The 16,948-nt window shown below is 74.3% G+C and carries 15 protein-coding genes; 13 read left to right on the forward strand and 2 right to left on the reverse strand.

What is annotated here, in order from left to right:
• The first annotated feature begins 85 nt into the window (after positions 1 to 85).
• From OG242_RS31990 to OG242_RS32045, 12 genes are all read left to right on the forward strand, one after another.
• The gene (locus OG242_RS31990) at positions 86 to 1,012 is read left to right on the forward strand and encodes an SRPBCC family protein (protein WP_331738797.1); all 927 of its coding nucleotides are present in this window, start codon (positions 86 to 88) and stop codon (positions 1,010 to 1,012) included.
• A gap of 19 nt (positions 1,013 to 1,031) precedes the next feature.
• Positions 1,032 to 2,387: a hypothetical protein gene (locus OG242_RS31995; RefSeq protein WP_331738800.1), complete on the forward strand. Its 1,356-nt coding sequence runs from the start codon at positions 1,032 to 1,034 to the stop codon at positions 2,385 to 2,387.
• Between the two features lie 7 nt (positions 2,388 to 2,394).
• Positions 2,395 to 3,300, forward strand: coding sequence for a 4'-phosphopantetheinyl transferase superfamily protein (locus OG242_RS32000; RefSeq protein ID WP_331738803.1), 906 nt, complete (start codon positions 2,395 to 2,397; stop codon positions 3,298 to 3,300).
• Positions 3,297 to 5,315, forward strand: coding sequence for a condensation domain-containing protein (locus OG242_RS32005; RefSeq protein ID WP_331738806.1), 2,019 nt, complete (start codon positions 3,297 to 3,299; stop codon positions 5,313 to 5,315). Before OG242_RS32000 ends, OG242_RS32005 begins: the two co-directional genes overlap by 4 nt.
• Before the next feature lie 84 nt (positions 5,316 to 5,399).
• Positions 5,400 to 5,597 (forward strand): acyl-CoA carboxylase subunit epsilon, encoded by a 198-nt coding sequence (locus OG242_RS32010; protein ID WP_018521711.1) that lies wholly within the window; start codon positions 5,400 to 5,402, stop codon positions 5,595 to 5,597.
• Between the two features lie 36 nt (positions 5,598 to 5,633).
• Positions 5,634 to 7,229, forward strand: a complete 1,596-nt coding sequence (locus tag OG242_RS32015; RefSeq protein WP_331738810.1) for an acyl-CoA carboxylase subunit beta — start codon at positions 5,634 to 5,636, stop codon at positions 7,227 to 7,229.
• Positions 7,230 to 7,380: 151 nt separating this feature from the next.
• Complete coding sequence (locus OG242_RS32020) at positions 7,381 to 8,166, forward strand: AfsR/SARP family transcriptional regulator (protein WP_331739130.1); 786 nt, start codon at positions 7,381 to 7,383, stop codon at positions 8,164 to 8,166.
• Positions 8,167 to 8,306: 140 nt separating this feature from the next.
• Complete coding sequence (locus OG242_RS32025; protein WP_331738813.1) at positions 8,307 to 9,008, forward strand: phosphopantetheine-binding protein; 702 nt, start codon at positions 8,307 to 8,309, stop codon at positions 9,006 to 9,008.
• A 21-nt stretch (positions 9,009 to 9,029) separates the two neighbouring features.
• Entirely contained in the window at positions 9,030 to 10,508 is a 1,479-nt protein-coding gene (locus OG242_RS32030) for a beta-ketoacyl synthase N-terminal-like domain-containing protein (RefSeq protein ID WP_331738816.1), read from the forward strand.
• Entirely contained in the window at positions 10,498 to 11,355 is an 858-nt protein-coding gene (locus OG242_RS32035; protein ID WP_331738819.1) for a 4'-phosphopantetheinyl transferase superfamily protein, read from the forward strand. Before OG242_RS32030 ends, OG242_RS32035 begins: the two co-directional genes overlap by 11 nt.
• Positions 11,356 to 11,600: 245 nt before the next feature.
• On the forward strand, positions 11,601 to 12,422 hold the full coding sequence (locus OG242_RS32040; protein ID WP_331738822.1) for an AfsR/SARP family transcriptional regulator: 822 nt from the start codon (positions 11,601 to 11,603) through the stop codon (positions 12,420 to 12,422).
• A gap of 87 nt (positions 12,423 to 12,509) precedes the next feature.
• The gene (locus tag OG242_RS32045; RefSeq protein WP_331738825.1) at positions 12,510 to 13,721 is read left to right on the forward strand and encodes an AMP-binding protein; all 1,212 of its coding nucleotides are present in this window, start codon (positions 12,510 to 12,512) and stop codon (positions 13,719 to 13,721) included.
• 648 nt (positions 13,722 to 14,369) lie between these two features.
• Here the strand turns inward: OG242_RS32045 and OG242_RS32050 are convergent.
• Positions 14,370 to 14,843 carry a DUF1772 domain-containing protein gene (locus tag OG242_RS32050; RefSeq protein ID WP_331738828.1) on the reverse strand — a complete coding sequence of 158 codons (474 nt, stop codon included), beginning with the start codon at positions 14,841 to 14,843 and terminating at the stop codon, positions 14,370 to 14,372.
• 203 nt (positions 14,844 to 15,046) lie between these two features.
• Between OG242_RS32050 and OG242_RS32055 the strand changes: the two genes are divergently transcribed.
• A complete protein-coding gene (locus tag OG242_RS32055) occupies positions 15,047 to 16,252 on the forward strand; it encodes an FAD-dependent monooxygenase (protein ID WP_331738830.1) in 1,206 nt (401 codons plus the stop codon).
• 12 nt (positions 16,253 to 16,264) lie between these two features.
• Here OG242_RS32055 and OG242_RS32060 read toward each other — a convergent pair whose 3' ends face one another.
• Positions 16,265 to 16,915: a TetR/AcrR family transcriptional regulator gene (locus tag OG242_RS32060; protein WP_331738833.1), complete on the reverse strand. Its 651-nt coding sequence runs from the start codon at positions 16,913 to 16,915 to the stop codon at positions 16,265 to 16,267.
• Positions 16,916 to 16,948 lie beyond the last annotated feature (33 nt).

The raw sequence follows: 16,948 nt of genomic DNA on the forward strand, positions 1-16,948 counted from the left end.
CCGCGCCGGCGCCCCGCTCAGGCGGCGCTCAAGGGCTTCTCCGGATCCGCGCCGCAGCCTGGGGGCCATCAGGAGGAGGGCAGCCATGTCGGCTGAGCGAGGGCACTCGACCCGGCGCACCATGTCCGTGGCAGCCCCGGCAGGCGTCGTCTACGGGATGCTCGCCGACGCCGTGCGCTGGCCGCTCTTCCTGCCCTCCCATCTGCACGTCGAGCGCATCGACTTCGACGGCACCGTCGAACAGCTGCGCGTCTGGGACCTGGTCGACGACCGGGTCCGCTCCTCGCGCGTCCGCCGCACCCTCGACCCGCCCGCCCGGGCCATCGACTTCGAGCAGCGCTCCGGAGTCCGGGCGGACGCGCCCGTCACGGGGCGCTGGAGCGTGGAACCCGACGGCGACGGCGACACCGGCTCGGTGCTCACGCTGTGCCGGGACGGCGACGACGCCCCGGACGTGGTGCCCGCCCTGCTCGACCAGGTCAGGGAGATGGCCGAGCGCTGGGAGCGGCTGGACGAACTCCTCGTCGGCTTCGAGGACAGCGTCCACGTCGAGGGGCCCAGCGAGCTCGTCTACGACTTCCTCTACCGCATGGAGGACTGGGTCGAGCTGATCCCGCACGTCGAGTGGACCCTCGTCCGCGAGGACCAGCCCGGTGTGCAGCTCGCCGCCATGGACACCTGCGCCGGGGACACCGGCGAGACCGTCACCGTGGAGAGCGTACGGCTGTGCTTCCCGCACGCCGGGCGCATCGTCTACAAGGAGACGCTCACCCCCGATCCGATCGCCTCGCACAGCGGGGAATGGGCGCTGCTGCCCGACGAGTCCGGCGTGCGGGTCGTCTCCACCCATCAGGTGATGCTCAGGGACGAGGCCGTCGGCCGGACGCCGGACGGGCGTGCCACCGGCGCGGACGCCCGGCATCACGTGCGTACGTGGCTGGGCCGGGCGAGCACCGAGGCGCTGGGCCTGGCCAAGTGGCATGCGGAGAGCGCCGTCCGCCGCCTGCGATGACCACGATCAGGAGGCTTCGATGACCCTCACCCGGCCGGCCCCCGTCGCGGCCCCGGGCTCCCCTTCCGTGCCGGGGAGACCACCGCGGGCCGCTTCGCGCGCGTACGCCGAGCTGCCGCCGGCGGCCGGCGCCGCGGCGCGGGCCCTGCGGCTCGACGCGCTCCTCGGCGACCCCGACGACGCGGACAACCCCTACCGCCGCGCCGGCCGCGGCGCCCTCGATGACCTGCCCGTTCCCGAGGGGCTGCGCGAGGAGTTCGTGCCCCTGGCGGCCGGGGGGCACTTCACGGGCGGCGAGGAGCTGGCCCGGGCGCTGCGGCCGCTGTTCCGCCGGGACCTGGCGCTCGGTCAGGCGTGGGGTGTGCGCCCGCTGCTCGTCGCGGACGACGGTTCGGGCGGCGCGCCCGGCCGGGCCGGGGAGCTGGCCGCGCTGCTGGCACCGGCCGCGCTGACCGCGGTGACCGGCGGTGTGCTGCGCGAGGCCGTGCGGGTGGTGGACGCCCGCGGCCGCCACGAACCGGCCGTACGCCAGTGGCACGGCACGCTCGCCGAGTGCTTCGCGGACCTGCTGGCCTGCGAGAGCCTGGTGGCCGTCGCGCTGCGCTCCCTCGCCGTGCCCGGCGACACCGCGCCCGCGCTGACCGCCGCCGTCGGGTACGCCGTGCCGCAGCTGGCCGCCGATGTGCGCAGCGCCCTCGACCTCGTCCTGCACGAGACCGGGTGCGGGCCGGCGAGCCCGCAGGCCCGGGCCCTTGCCCGGATCGCCGGGGACCTGACGCCCGCCGGGCTCGACTGGGTCGCCGCGACCGTGGACCAGGCCCGCCTCGTCCGCGCGCAGGACGGACCGGGCGACACCCCGCCGCTCCGGGCCGGGAGCGCCCCGGGCCACCCGCTGTTCCGGCTCGGGCGGCCGCTCGGCGAGGGCCTGCCGGCCACCGGGTGCGCGGAGGCGCTGGCGGCCGCGCTGCCGGCGGCCGCCGCGGGGATCCATGTCGCGGGCCCGCCCTCGCAGGTGGCGCTGGCCCGTACCGCACGGCGGCTCAACACCGAACTGCGCACGCTGCGGATCCCGTTGCTCCGGGCCGCGCACGCCGATCCGGCCGACCCCGCGGTGCGGGCGCTGGCCGACCGCAGGGCGCTGCTCCTGCTGGCCGCCGCCGTGCTCGGGGTGCGGGAGGCCGCCACCGCCGTGCCCGGCGCGTACCTCGGGGCGCCGGACTGGGCGCTGCTGGCCCTCGCCCGGGTCACCGAACGGCTCGGCGTGCCGCTGCCGCCCGGTCTCACCGACCCCCGCGGCGACGTGTGGGCCGTGCTCGCCCACCGCGTCCGCCACCATGTCGACGTCGACGTGTACGCCACCCGAATGCTGTGGTGAGCGGGCCGTGAACCGTGACGACGGCGTACAGACCGCGGACGCGGCCCCGGAGCTTCCGGCGCCGCTCCATGTGGCCGGTCCCGACGGGCCGTGGGAACCGGTGCGCGAGGTGCTGGAGAGCGGGCGGCCCGTCCTGGTGCACACCACGTGGGGCGAGTGGCTGACCGCGGCCCTCCTCGACCCGGAACTGCGGCTCGTGCTGGGCCGGGAACGGCAGCGCTACCTGCACACCCCGACCGCGGCGGGCCGCTTCCGGTTCGCCGTCTCCCGGATGGTGATGCGGTACACCGCGGCGGCCGTGCTCCAGGTCCCGCCGCGCTCCCTGGACCTGGCCCACGGCCCCGGCGGGCGGCCCCGGTTACGCGGCCTGGGCGAGGAGCTGGACGTGAGCCTCGCGCACACCGACGACCTGATCCTCGTCGGTGTCAGCGCCACCGGCCCGGTCGGCGTGGACGTCGAACCCCTTTCCCGGCCCGTCTCCTTCGAGCTGCTGCGCGACCACGTCTGTACCCCCGAGGAGGGCGACGCCCTCGCCGCGCTGCCCGAGGCGGAACGGGCGCTGCGCCTGCTCAACCTGTGGACCCTGAAGGAGGCGTACACCAAGGCGCTCGGGCACGGTCTGCGCCGCCGCTTCGCCTCGATCGCATTCGGGCGGGACGAGCGGGGGCGTACGGTGCTGGCCGGTGACGAGCCCGGCGGCTGGGACTTCGCGACCCACGTCGTGCAGGGCCGGTACCTGGCGAGTGTCGCCCACCACCGCGCCCCGCGCGCCGCCGGGGCCCCGCTGCCCGACCCCGGCGCCCCCGACTGGCACCCCGCGCCGCCCGACGGCCCGGGCACCCCGGACCACCACGTCGACCCGCCGGCCGCGGGCGCCCCCGGGCCGGGGCCGGAAGGTCCGGGTGCCCGATGACGGAAGGCCCGGCGGACCTCGTGCTCGCGGTGGTCCACCAGCCGGTGCCCGCCGCCTCCGGCCTGCCCTTCGAACTGGAGCTGTGCGGGCCGCTCGACCCCGGCCGCGCCGAGTCCGTGGCGGCCCGGGTGACCCAGCGCCACCGCGCCTGGACGGTCACCGCTGACGACCCCGGGGCCGGCCGCCACACCCTGCGCATCGCCCAGGCGCACGGCCCCCCGGCCCGCCCGGGGGCCGCGGTCCTCGCCGACGTACTGGCGCTGGCGGCCGGGGCGCGTGACACGGTCACCGCCGCCGGCCACCAGCGCGACCTGATCAGGGCGGCGGTCCGCGACCCGGCGGACGGGCACGTCGGGCAGCTCGCCTGGAACTGGGCGGGCCCGCTCGACACCGCCCGGCTCGCCGACGCCTGGCTGTCCGTAGCCGACCGCGAGACCGTGCTGCGCGCCTCGTTCGACTGGACGCACCTGCCCCGGCTGGTGCTGCACGAGTGGGCCGAGATCGAGATCGCCCACCTCGAACACGCCGCCGTCTCCTGGAGCGACCTCGTCGAGCGCGACCGCCTGCGCAGCTTCGCCCCGCACCGGCCGGGCCTGCTGCGGGTGACGCTCCTCGACGGCCGGCCGGGCCCCGACGGCGAACGCGGCCCGACCCGCGTTCTGCTGACGTACCACCGGGCGCTGCTCGACGAGCGCGGCGTCCATCTGCTGCTGCGCGAGTTCTACCGGGCGTACGCGCGCGGCGGCGTCCTGCCCGGCGGCGACCGGCGCCCCGATGTGCGCGACCACGCCCTGTGGCTGGCCCGCCAGCACACCGGGGCGGCCCGCGCCTACTGGTCCACGGCCGCCCCGCCGCCGGAGGCGATCGTCCGCCCCGGCCTGGCCGGCGGCGCCCCGACCGGGCACACCGGCGCGGGCCGGGTCCAGCGGCGTCTGCGGCCACCGCAGACCGCCCGGCTGCGGACCTGGGCCGCGATGCGCGGGGCGGGGGAGTCCAGCGCCCTGCACGCCGTGTGGGCGCTGCTGCTGTACCGGGCGGTGGACGCGACCGGGCCCGCCCCGGTCAGTTTCGGCGTGCACCTGTCGGGGCGGGACGTGCCGATGGAGGGCGCCGGGGGCATTCCGGGGCTGCTGGGCAACCCGCTGCCGATGACGGTGACCGTGGACCCGGCGGACCCGCTGACCGGTCTCCTGGAACAGGCCCGGGACGCCGCGCTCGACCTGTCCGGGCACGCCTGGGTGCCGGCCGACCGGGTGCGGGTGTGGAGCGGCCGGGACCCGGACGCGGAACTCTTCGCGACCGGCGTCGAGTTCGACAGCCGCCCGGAGCTGCCCGAGGCGCTGCTCGCCGAGCTGCGCGGCCAGGGCATCGAGGTCGACGCCCCGCGCAGCATCAGCGCCCACCCCGGGCTGCCGCTCGCGCTGGCGGCCCGGCACGACACGGACGGCGGGCTGACGCTGACCGCGATGTACGACCGGCGCTGCCTGGGCGACGTGGACGCCTCCGCGCTGCTCTCGCACTGCGTACGGCTGCTGCGCTCGCTGCCCGACCACCGCGATCCGCAGTCCACGGTGGGCCACGTCCTCGAACTCCTCCAGGGCTTCGAGGTGCCGCGTGTGCTGCCCCGCCCGCCCGAGCCGGAGGGGCCCGACGTGTCGGTGCTGCGCGCCGGTGACCCCGCCGCGGACACCATCGTGCTGGTGGCGACGCCGGGCGTGCCCCCGGGCGCGTACGAGGCGCTGGTGCGGGATCACTCGGGGCCGGAACGCATCATCGGCCTGCGGGTGACGCGGCCCGGGGAGCCGCCCGCCTCCGCGCTGCTGCGGCTGCTGGCGTGCGAGCGGCGGCTCGTGCTGTGCGGGGCGGGACCGGGCGGCACCGCCGCGTACGAGATCGCGGGCGCGGCCCGCGACAACACGGTCGCGGCCGTCGTCATGACCGGGGTCGGCAGCGGCCCGGACTGCGCCAGGGCGCTCGCCACCGGGCTCGAGTCCGTGCGGGCCAAGAGCCTTTGAGCTGCTGCTGAGCGTTTCTCCAGCGGAGCAGGAGCGGTTCTTTAGCGCTGTGCCCGACCGTGGCGGAAACGCTGGAGGTGGGGCATGGGTGATTCGGGCCTGGCAGAGCCCGCGCTGCGCATCGAGCGCGGACGGGCCACCGAGGAGGAGCTGGCCGCGCTCACGGTGGTGCTGCTCGCGCTGCGGGCGGACGCCGGGGAGCAGCCGGAGGGCGACCCGGCCGGCGGTTCCAAGCGGTGGAGCCGACAGCCTGCCTACCGAGCTCCGCGCAGCTGGCAATGACGCGGCGACCCGCGTCCCAGGAAGGGATCTGACGACATGTCGATGACCACCATCGCTCCCACGACCGACCAGCTCGAACCGGCCGACATCCGCGGCCGGGTGGCGGAGCTGCACGAGATCCGTGCGGCGGCGGAGCGGGGACCGAACCCCAAGGCGACCGAGGCGCAGCACGCCAAGGGCAAGCTGACGGCGCGCGAGCGCATCGAGCTGCTCTTCGATCCGGGGTCGTTCAACGAAGTGGAGCAGCTGCGCCGGCACCGGGCGACGGGTTTCGGCCTGGAGGCGAAGAAGCCGTACACCGACGGTGTCGTCACCGGCTGGGGGACGGTCGATGGCCGGACGGTCTTCGTGTACGCGCACGACTTCCGGATCTTCGGCGGGGCGCTGGGCGAGGCGCACGCGACGAAGATCCACAAGATCATGGACATGGCCATCTCGGCCGGTGCGCCGCTGGTGTCGCTGAACGACGGCGCGGGCGCCCGTATCCAGGAGGGTGTCTCGGCGCTCGCCGGGTACGGCGGGATCTTCCAGCGCAACACCCGCGCCTCCGGGGTGATCCCGCAGATCAGCGTGATGCTCGGCCCGTGCGCCGGCGGTGCGGCCTACAGCCCCGCCCTCACCGACTTCGTGTTCATGGTCCGTGAGACCTCGCAGATGTTCATCACCGGACCGGACGTCGTGAAGGCGGTGACCGGCGAGGAGATCACGCAGAACGGTCTCGGCGGCGCCGACGTCCACGCCGGCACCTCAGGCGTCGCGCACTTCGCGTACGACGACGAGGAGACCTGCATCGCCGAGGTCCGCTACCTGCTGTCGATGCTCCCGCAGAACAACCGCGAGAACCCGCCCAAGGCGCCGACCGCCGACCCGGTCGACCGCCGCTCGGACACCCTGCTCGACCTGGTCCCGGTGGACGGCAACCGCCCGTACGACATGGCCAAGGTCATCGAGGAACTGGTCGACGACGGCGAGTACCTGGAGGTCCACGAGCACTGGGCGCGCAACATCATCTGCGCCCTGGCCCGGGTGGGCGGTGAGGTCGTCGGCATCGTCGCCAACCAGCCGCAGTCGCTCGCCGGGGTGCTGGACATCGAGGCGTCCGAGAAGGCCGCGCGCTTCGTCCAGCTGTGCGACGCCTTCAACATCCCCATCGTGACGCTGCTGGACGTGCCCGGCTTCCTGCCCGGCGTCGACCAGGAGCACGGGGGCATCATCCGGCACGGCGCCAAGCTGCTGTACGCGTACTGCAACGCGACGGTGCCGCGCATCTCGCTGATCCTGCGCAAGGCGTACGGCGGTGCGTACATCGTCATGGACTCGCAGTCGATCGGCGCGGACCTGACGTACGCCTGGCCCACCAACGAGATCGCGGTCATGGGCGCGGAGGGCGCCGCCAACGTCATCTTCCGCCGCCAGATCGCGGAGGCCGAGGACCCCGAGGCCATGCGCGCCCGCATGGTCAAGGAGTACAAGACCGAACTCATGCATCCCTACTACGCGGCCGAGCGGGGGCTCGTCGACGACGTCATCGACCCCGCCGAGACCCGGTCGGTGCTCGTCAGGTCGCTGGCCATGCTGCACGCCAAGCACGCCGACCTGCCGTCCCGCAAGCACGGCAACCCCCCGCAGTAGTCCGTGTCCCCTGCCGTCTCCCTCATGTGATCCGTTCCGTGATCTCGATGCGCTGACAGAAAACAGCACGACCGGTACGCTCTTTGCAGACCGCTTGTGCTGTTTTGATGTCGGGCCGGGGCACGGACCCGAGGACGTGAGGGAGACGGCGTTGGACATCGACGTACTCGGAGCGCTTGCCGTGCGGGAGAACGGGGTGTCCATCACCCCCACCGCACCCAAACCGCGCCAGGTCCTGGCCCTGCTGGCGCTCAACGCCGACCGCGTCGTACCGGTCACCGACCTGATCGAGGAGCTGTGGGGCGACAGCCCGCCCCGCAGCGCCCGCACGACGCTGCAGACCTATGTACTGCAACTGCGCGAGTGCATCGGCCGGGCCCTCGGCGAGCAGGGCGACGCCAAGGACGTCCTGATGACCCTGCCCGGCGGCTATCTGCTCGTCTCCGGCGCCGACAGCGACGTAAGCAGGTTCGAGCGGCTGGTGGGGGAGGGGTACCGGGCCATGGACGCCGAGTCCTTCACCGAGGCGGCCGGCCGCCTCGGTGAGGCGCTGGCGCTGTGGAGCGGCACCGCGCTCGCCGACGTCCAGCACGGCCCGCTCCTGCGCACCGAGGTCCGGCGCCTGGAGGAGAGCCGGCTGTGCGCGCTGGACCAGCGCATCGAGGCCGACCTGCACCTGGGCCGCCACCGCGAACTGCTCGCCGAGCTCACCGTCCTGACCAGCCGCCACCCCGCCCACGAGAACCTCCACGCCCAGTTCATGGTGGCCCTCGCCCGCTCCGGCCGACGCGGCGAGGCGCTCCAGGCGTACGCACGGCTGCGCACCACGCTCCTGCGCGACCAGGGGCTCGAACCCTCGCCCCGGCTCCAGCGGCTCCAGCACTCCGTGCAGGCCGCGGCCGCCGAACTGCCGGGGGTCTCCCTGCTCGCGGGCTGACCCCCGGCCCGGGGCCCCGCTCCCTCCCAGGAGCGAGGCCCCGGGGACCGGTTCACCCCGTACGGCGATGCGGCGGCGCGGGCCCCGGCAGCACAATGCGCGGACGGCCACCCGAGACACGACACTTGGAGACGCCCACCATGACCGCCGCGCACCATCTCCCGCAGACACCCGTCGCCGACGTGCTCGCCGAGGTCACCGCGATCCTCGCGGGCTTCACGCACGTCGAGGCGCACGCCGTCGACCCGGGGCGGACCTTCGCGGCGCTGGGCATGGACTCGCTGCTGAACGCCCAGTTCCTCGCCATGGTGAACGCCCGCTACAGGACCGCCGTGCCGGCGGACGCCCTGTACCGCTGCCCGACGCCGCAGGCCCTGGCCGCGCATGTGGCCGACCGGCTCGGCACGGAAGGGACGACCTCCGTCGTGCCCGAACAGCCGCGCCCCGCCGTACGGGTGACCCCGCCGGGCACCGGCGCCGTCCCCGACGCCCTGCGCGGGCAGCTCGCCGGAATCCTGGGCTGCGCGCCCGAGGCGATCGACGCCACCGCCCCGTTCACCGTGCTCGGGCTCGACTCCATCCTCGCCGCGCAGTTCGTCGAGGGCATCAACCGGACCTGGGGCCTCAAGGAGCAGTCCGCGCTCTTCTACACGTACCCGGACCTCGGTTCCCTGACGGCTTACGTGGAGCGCGCGGCCACGGCCGGCACCGGGGAGCCCGCCCCGGCAGCCTTCACCGCGCCCCGCTCCACGGCCGAGATCGAGGCCCTGCTCGACGCGGTCCGCGACGGCCTGATCGGCGTCGACCAGGCGGCCGGACTGCTCGACACCCGAACCGCCTGAGGCGAAGGACGCGTTGAGCCGATGGACAACAGGGAAATCCTGACGCGCTTCAAGAGCGGTGCGCTGGACCGGCAGCAGGTCCTGGCACTGCTCACAGGGGATACGGCCACGGAAGCCCCCGCCGCGGAGAACCCCGTGCATCCCCCGCCCGCCGAGGGGTTCGCCGTCGTCGCCGTCGACTGCGCCTTTCCCGGGGCCGCCGCAGGTACGGCCGGCTTCTGGGAGGCGGCCCTGCGCGCGGCACCCGAAGGGTCAGAGGACACCGACGCCGGGACCGACGCCTTCGACCCCGCGCCCCTGCGCATCGGCCCCGACGAGGCGGACGCGCTCCACCCCGCCGAACGGCTGCTGCTGCACCGCGTCTGGCAAGCGCTGGAGGGCGCCGGATACGCCGGGGCCCGGCTCGACGCGCTGACCGGGCCGGACGGCGAGCACCGTGCGGTCGGCGTCTTCACGGCCGCCGCCCGCCCGCACACCGCGGCCCTGCTCGCCCGCGTGCTGGACCTGCGCGGCCCCGGCCACAACGTCGACACCGGCACCTCCTCGTACCTCACCGCCGTCCACCAGGCGCTCCGCGCCCTGCGCACCGGGGAGTGCGCCGCCGCCCTGGTCGCCGGCGGTGACGGGGGCACGGCCGTCCTGCTCCTCAAGCCGCTGACCGCCGCGCGCGCCGCCGGGGACCGGGTGCACGCCGTCTTCACCGCGAGCGCCGCCGGGCATCCCGGACGCGGTACATCCGCCGCCCTGCGCGAACGGCTGCGGCGGCGGGTGTCGGCCACCGCTCCCGGCCTGGACGAGGAAGGGGCCGGGGCGGCCGCCCTCGTACGCGCCGTCCTCCAGCTGCGCCACGGTGTGCTGCTCCCCGGACCCGGCCGCGAGCGCCCCGAGCCCTGGCCCGCGGGGCCCCGTACCGCCCTGGCCGGGGTGTACGAGGACGACGCACCGCATGCCGTCGTCGCGCTGCGGGAGCCGCCGCCCGCCCCGCCGGGACCAGAGGAGGAGGACGGGCCGCACCTGGTGCTGCTCTCCGCCCCCACGCCCCGGCACCTGGTCGCCACGGCCGGGCGCCTCGCGGACTGGCTCACCTCGTGCGCACAGGCGCCCGGGGCCGGCGCGGTGGCGCGGGAGCTGCGGCTCGGGCGCGCCGTCCACGACTGCCGGCTGGCCGTCGTGGTCCACGACACGGCGGAACTGGCCAGGGCGCTGGCCGCGTTCGCGCACGGTGACGCGGCGTCGGCACCCCGCCCGGTGCGCGATGCGGACCTGCGCGGGGCGGCGGGCGAACCGCTGCTGGCGGACGGGCTGCCCGAGACCCGTGACTACCTCGCGGCCCTGTGGCGCGGGCGGCGGTTCGAGCAGCTGGCGCGCCTGTGGCTGGCGGGTGCGGATGTGCCGGCCGGTGACCGGACCGGGCGGCCCGGCCCCGTACTCGAACTGCCGACGAGCGCCCTGCTGCCGGAGGACGGGCCGGACGCACCGGAGGCGCGCCGTGACGGCTGAGCTGAAGGCCGTGGGTGCCGGGCCGGAGGCGGAGCGTGGGCCGGCGTCCGCGCCGGTGACGCTGTGGCTGTGCCCCAACGACGGCCTCGACCCCGAGACGGCCAGGCTGCTCGCCGGGCACTGGCTGGACGCCAAGGAGCAGCGGACCGCGAACAAGTTCCTCTTCGAGCGCGACCGGCTCCAGTACCTCGTCGCGCACACCCTGGTCCGGCGGGCCCTCTCGCTGGAGGCGGGCCACGCGGAGGCCGAGCTCGTCATCTGGCGCTCGGCGCGCGGCCGGCCCTTCCTGCGGCCCGCCACCGACCGGCTCTCGCAGGACAACGGGGTGCTGGACTTCAACCTGTCCCACGCCGGCGGCTACAACCTGCTCGGCATCGTGCGCCAGGCCCGGATCGGCGTGGACGTCGAACGGGTCGACGACCGCGACCAGCAGGCCGTCGCCACGATCCTCAACGCCGTCTCCGCGCCCGAGCGGGCCTGGGCGGAGGAACCCGGTCCCGGCCGCGAACGGGACCGGCGGGCGCTGCGGATCTGGACGCTCAAGGAGGCGTACTCCAAGGCGCGCGGGCTGGGGCTCGGCATCCCGTTCGACAGCTTCGAGTTCACGCTGGACGACGAGCGCGGGGTCCGCGCCTTCACGCCACCGGCCGACGACGAGGCCCGCCCCTGGCGGTTCGTCGAGCTGGAGCCCGTGCCGGGGGTGCTGGTCGCCGTGGCCGTGCCGGCGGCGGAGGGCGAGACGGCCGTCCACCTCAACCTCGGCTTCCCGTGGAGCAGGTCGGCGCCCCGGCAGTTCGCTCTGCCGCCGCCCGTCGGCGGGCTGATGCCGGCCGGCCGGGCCGCCTGAACACCGCGTACGAACAGCGATTCCTCCCTAGCGAAAAACAAACCGCGTCGCCCTCTTTTTGCATGTGCATCGTGATCCGTAACGGCTTCGAACGAATGCGCGCCGGGGGCCCGGAATTCACTAGAGAGACGCTTGAGGAATTTACTGAATGTTCGAGAATCCCGCTAGTTTGCCTGCAGCGGAGGCAGAATTCAGGCCACCGGAAGGAAAGCGAGACAAGGAACTCGACGAGTACGGAGGAGACCGTGAGGATTCAGGTTCTGGGTCCGTTGAGTGCCGAGGTCGACGGGGGATCCATCGTTCCGTCCGCGGGGAAACCGCGGCAGATTCTGGCGCTGCTCGCCCTGTACCCGGGGCGCGTCATGCCCGTACCGACCCTGATGGAGGAGATCTGGTCGACGGCGCCGCCGCAGAGCGCGCTGACCACGCTGCAGACGTACATCCTCCAGCTGCGCAGACGGCTGGGCACGGCGATGGGGACGGATGCCCCCGGCCGGGCCAAGGACATTCTCGTCACCCGGCACGGCGGGTATCTGCTGCAGGTCCCCGAGGAGTCGGTCGATGTGCACGATTACGAGCGTCTGGTCCGTGAGGGGCAGGCGGCCTTCGAGACCGGGGACAACGCTGTCGCGGCGGCCCGGTTCAAGGCGGCGCTGGACCTGTGGCAGGGCGGGGCGCTCGTGGACGTGCGGATCGGCCCGATCCTCGACATCGAGGTCCGCCGGCTCCAGGAGAGCCGGCTGATGACGGTGGAGCGGCGGGTGGACTCCGAGCTGCGGCTCGGGCGGCACGCGGAACTCATCGCGGAGATGACCGAGCTGACGGCCCGCCACCCGCAGCACGAGGGCCTGCACTCGCAGCTGATGGTGGCCCTCTACCGCTCGGGCCGGCAGGCCTCGGCGCTGGAGGCGTACCGGCGGCTGCGGATGCGGCTCATCGAGGAGCTGGGCGTGGAGCCCTCTCCCCAGCTCCAGCGGCTGCATCAGGCCATGCTGGCGGTGGACCCGCAGCTCGACGTACTGGCGGGGCCGAGGCACACGTCGACGTTCGATCTGTTCGCCGCGTGACGTCCACTCCGTCTCGAAGGTCCTTCGAGTGCCGGAGCGGAGAGTGGGGGCTCGTCCCCACCCCGTTCCCGGCGCCAGGAGGTCACCGTGGCCGTGCTCAGACACCTGGACCGTCCGCTGGACGGTCTCCTGCGCCGGGCCGCGGAGCGGTACGGGGACCGCCCGGCCGTCACCACCCCGGACGGCACCCTGAGCTTCGCCGGTCTGGACCGTGAGGCGGACCGGATCGCCCACGGCATCCGGCGCACCGCGCGCCGGGCCGACGGGGCCGTGGTCGCCGCCTGCACCCTGGACGCGGTCTTTCCCGCCGTGTACTTCGGTGCGGTGCGCAGCGGCCTGGTGCTGGCCCTCGCCGACCCGGCGGCGGACCCCGCGGCCCTGCGCGACCTGTGCGCGCGGACCGGGGCGGAGTTCGCGTTCCTGCCCGCCCCGGCGGCCGAGGGGCTGGCCGGGGACCCCGGGCGCCCGCACACCGTGGTCGCCACGGACGGGGCGGCCGGGGGCGGGAGCGTCCCGCTGAAGGTGCTGCTGGACGCCGGTGCGGGGCCCGCGCTGCCGCCGGCCTTCACGGACGCCGACGCGGTGGCCTGCGTACAGCGGGTCGCCCATGCGACCGCCGGTGTACGGGAGTTGCGCCTGAGCCACCGCAACCTGCTGGCCAACGCGGCCCAGACCGCGATCGCGCACCGGCTCGACGCGGACAGCGTGGTCGTCAACCACATGCAGGCGTATCACCCCTCGCTGCTGGCGGCGGCCGTGCACGCCGGGGCCGAGCAGGTCCTGGTCGCCGACCCGGACCCGTGCGCGGGCATGACCGTCAGCCGGAGCCTGGGCGCCACCCACTACTACGGCTTCCCGGCCAGGCTGGCCCGGCTGACCGACGACGAACGCTTCGCCGGGCACGGGGTGCTCCCGCCCGGGGGCCGGCTGCGCGCGGTGTTCTCGGACGGCGCCGCGCTGGAACCCGGCATCGCCCGCAGGCTGCGGGACACCCTGCGGGTGCCGGTCCTCCAGGGCTACGGAGTCGGCGGGCTCGCCGCCCTCTCGCACGCCCAGGTCCCCGGCTCGCTGCCGGGGCGCGGGGCGGCGGGGGCGCCGCTGCCGGGCACGGATTGCCGGGTCGTCGACGCGGTGAGCGGGCTGCCGGCGCCGGTGTGGAGCGACGGCGAGGTGGAGATACGCGGACCGCAGGTGCCGTCCGGGCACCCCGACGGCTGGCTCGCCACGGGGGACCGGGGCTACCTCGACCTCGACGGCGAACTGCACCTGGTGACCCGTAAGACACCCGCGTACGCCTGAACGACCGCGGTGACGAAGGCCGCCCGACCTCACCGGTCGGGCGGCCTTCGGGCGTTCCCGCTCAGCGGGGCCAGCCGATGTCCTCGTCGGACCTGGCCTCCGGGTCGTCGTTCCCGGGTGCGTACGGGGAGCACACGCTGAGCCTCATCGGTCGACCCCCTGGCAGCGGACGGGAAACGGGGCAGGGCGCCCGGACGCATACCGGGCCATCGAAAGACTCCCGCGAGTCGCTGGAGAACTGCTTGAGGAACGCATGAGAGTCGCGCCAGAAACGTACGAGACGGGTTCGTGGAACATTTCCGTAACGGGTCGTCGGGGGAAATGGCCGGTGCATTTCTTGAGCGGTGCTCGATTCCCGGAAAGGCGGGTTGACGGCCACCGGGGGGCCAGCGAATCTCGATAGAGAATTCACCGTGTGCTTCCGCACAGGTGTTCCACAGGTGTCGTCCAGGACGAAGGAGCCCTCCCGTGGCCGCTAAGAGCCAGCAGACCCAGAACACCGAGACCGAACCCGTCCTCGACGCGGTCCTGGACCAGGACTCCGAGGAGTCGGTCCTCGGCAACATCGCGCTCCAGTAGGGGATGGGGGCGTACGGGAGGGGGCCCACCGGTCGCCGGCGGGCCCCCTCCCGTACGTGCGGCGGGTGTTCAGGCGCCCATCAGGGCCACGCACATTCCGCCCAGGGCGACCGCCTGGAGGAGGACGCGGGCGTTGATGACGCTGTCCCAGGTGCGTTGCAGGCCGCGGGCGTCGGGGGCGGTGCGGCAGTCCAGGGCGGCGTCGGTGAGTTCCTTGTTCACCGGGGCGCTGATCTTGTTGTAGACGGTCAGCCAGACCACCAGGGCCAGCGCCGCGATGCCCGCCGCGACGGCCGGTACGGCCTTGCCGTCCACGGCCGCGACGACCGCCGTACCGACCGTCGCGACGAGGCCGAACACGCCGGGGACCGGCATCCGCTGGTCCCCGAAGCGGTGGATCTGGCCCATGGTGCTGGTGAGGACCCGGTCGTCGACGTGGGCCATGGCGGGGCGCTGCACGAGGGCGGAGAAGACATCGGTTCCGTACACGACGGCGTTGGCCATGGTGGCCACCACGGCCAGCGTTTGCAGGAGCGCTTCCATCAACAACCACCTTCGTCGGTCTACAGTCGGTGCTCCATCATCTATCGATGACACTACAGAATTCATCGATTAAAGTTCTAGCGTTGACAGGAAGATTGTTCCGGCGCCCCCTTGTTCCCTGGCGTTCCAGCCCGCCCCGCACACCGTTCCGTCGGACCACCGCCCGGACCCCAGCGCCCGGACAGCCACGAGGAGACCCGCAGATGGCCAAAGGACGTGCCCGTCGCATACTCATCGCCGGCGGAGGGATAGGCGGACTCGCCGCCGCCCTCGCGCTCCAGCGCAGGGGCTTCGAAGTCGTCGTGTTCGAACGGGCAGACTCGCTGCGAGACGGCGGCGCCGGGCTGCACATCTGGAGCAACGGCGTGCTCGCCCTCGACTACCTGGGCCTGGCCGACCAGGTCCTGGAGGTCGCGCCCGTCCAGCACACCGCCCACTTCACCACCGCCCGCGGCGACGTCCTCGGCGCCTGGCCCGTCGGCGACTTCATCGAGCGCTACGGCGCCCCCACCATCGCCGTCGAACGCTCCGTCCTGCACGGCGTGCTGCGAAACGCGCTGGAGGGCTCCCCGCTGCGCACCGGCGCCCAGGTCGTCTCCTTCGACCAGGACGCGGACGGCGTCACCGTGCACTTCGCGGACGGCGGCAGCGAGCGCGGCGACCTCCTGATCGGCGCCGACGGCATCCACGGGGCCGTGCGCGACTGCATGTTCGGGCCCGCCCGCAACCGGTTCAGCGGGTACATCGCCTGGCGCGGCCGGGCACCGATGGAGCACGCGGACATCCCGCCCGGCACGTTCAACGCGGTCTTCGGGCCCGGCACCCGCTTCACGTACTACGACGTCGCCCCCGGCCTCGTCCACTGGATGAGCGTGGCCAACGGGGCACCGGGCGGCCGCGACGGCGCCGGGGTGCGCGACATGCTGCTGCGCCGCCACGAGGGCTGGGCCGGCCCGGTCGCCGACATCCTGCGCGCCACCCCGGAGGAGTGGATCCTGCGTGGCGACGTCGAGGGCCGCAAGCCCGAGAAGCAGTGGGGCAAGGGCCGGGTCACCCTCCTCGGGGACGCCGCCCACCCCATCACCTTCAACATCGGCCAGGGCGCCTGCCAGGCCCTGGAGGACGCGCTCGTCCTCGCCGAATACCTCGCCGAGGACAGCGACTCGGTCGGTGCGCTGCGCCGGTACGAGGAGGAGCGCCGCAAGCGCACCGGGCCGCTCCAGAACATCGCCTGGATGATCGGCAAGATGGGCGCGGTCAAGAACCCGCTGCTGATCAAGGTGCGCGAGGCGTTCATGCGCAAGAACTGGAACACCCGTGCCTTCACGGCCGCCGAGAAGGACCAGGTGGCCTATGGGCTGCGCTGGGCGAAGAAGGACCGGGCGCCGGTCACCGGCCGCGCCGACTGACGCCCCGCCGGATCACGACGGGCCCGCCGCGTCCCCGCCGGCGGGCCCGTCGCCGTGTGCACCGGGCCCCGCCTCCCGCGTACGCGCCCCGTCCGCGAACCCGTGCAGGGCGCGGATGCCGACCGTCGGGTCGAGGCCGTCCCACGCGCGGTGCCCGGCCGGGAAGCCCAGCGACACCAGGGTGTTGACGAGCATCCCGCGCGCCACGAACGTCGTCGTGCCCGGCGTGTCCGCACCTGTCGTCACGTGCACCGCGTCCCACAGCTCCTGCCAGTGCGCCCGGACCGCCTCCGCGAACGCGTGGTCCCCGTCGGCCTCCGCCGCGGCAGCGGCGGCGTACACCTGCATCTGCATCAGCAGGTTCTCCGGCTCCTTGACGATGACCCGGGTGTACGCGTTCGCCATCGCGCGCTGCGCGTCCTCGCCGGACAGGCCGTCCGCCGCCCCCACCAGCCGCTCCGTGATCTGGGCCAGGCAGCGCGTCGCGGCGGCCAGGAACAGCGCCTGCTTGCCCGGGAACAGCCGGAACAGATACGGCTGCGAGACCCCCGAGCGACGCGCGATCGTCTCCGTCGACGTGCCGCGGTAGCCGCCCCGGGCGAACTCCACCAGCGCCGCCCGTACGACGACCTCACGCCTCTCCTGCGCACTCATCCTGACCATGGCCCCAAGTTCACGCCTGCGTGACACCACGTC

This window comes from Streptomyces sp. NBC_00727, assembly GCF_045161745.1.
In the GTDB taxonomy this organism is placed as follows: Bacteria; Actinomycetota; Actinomycetes; order Streptomycetales; family Streptomycetaceae; genus Streptomyces.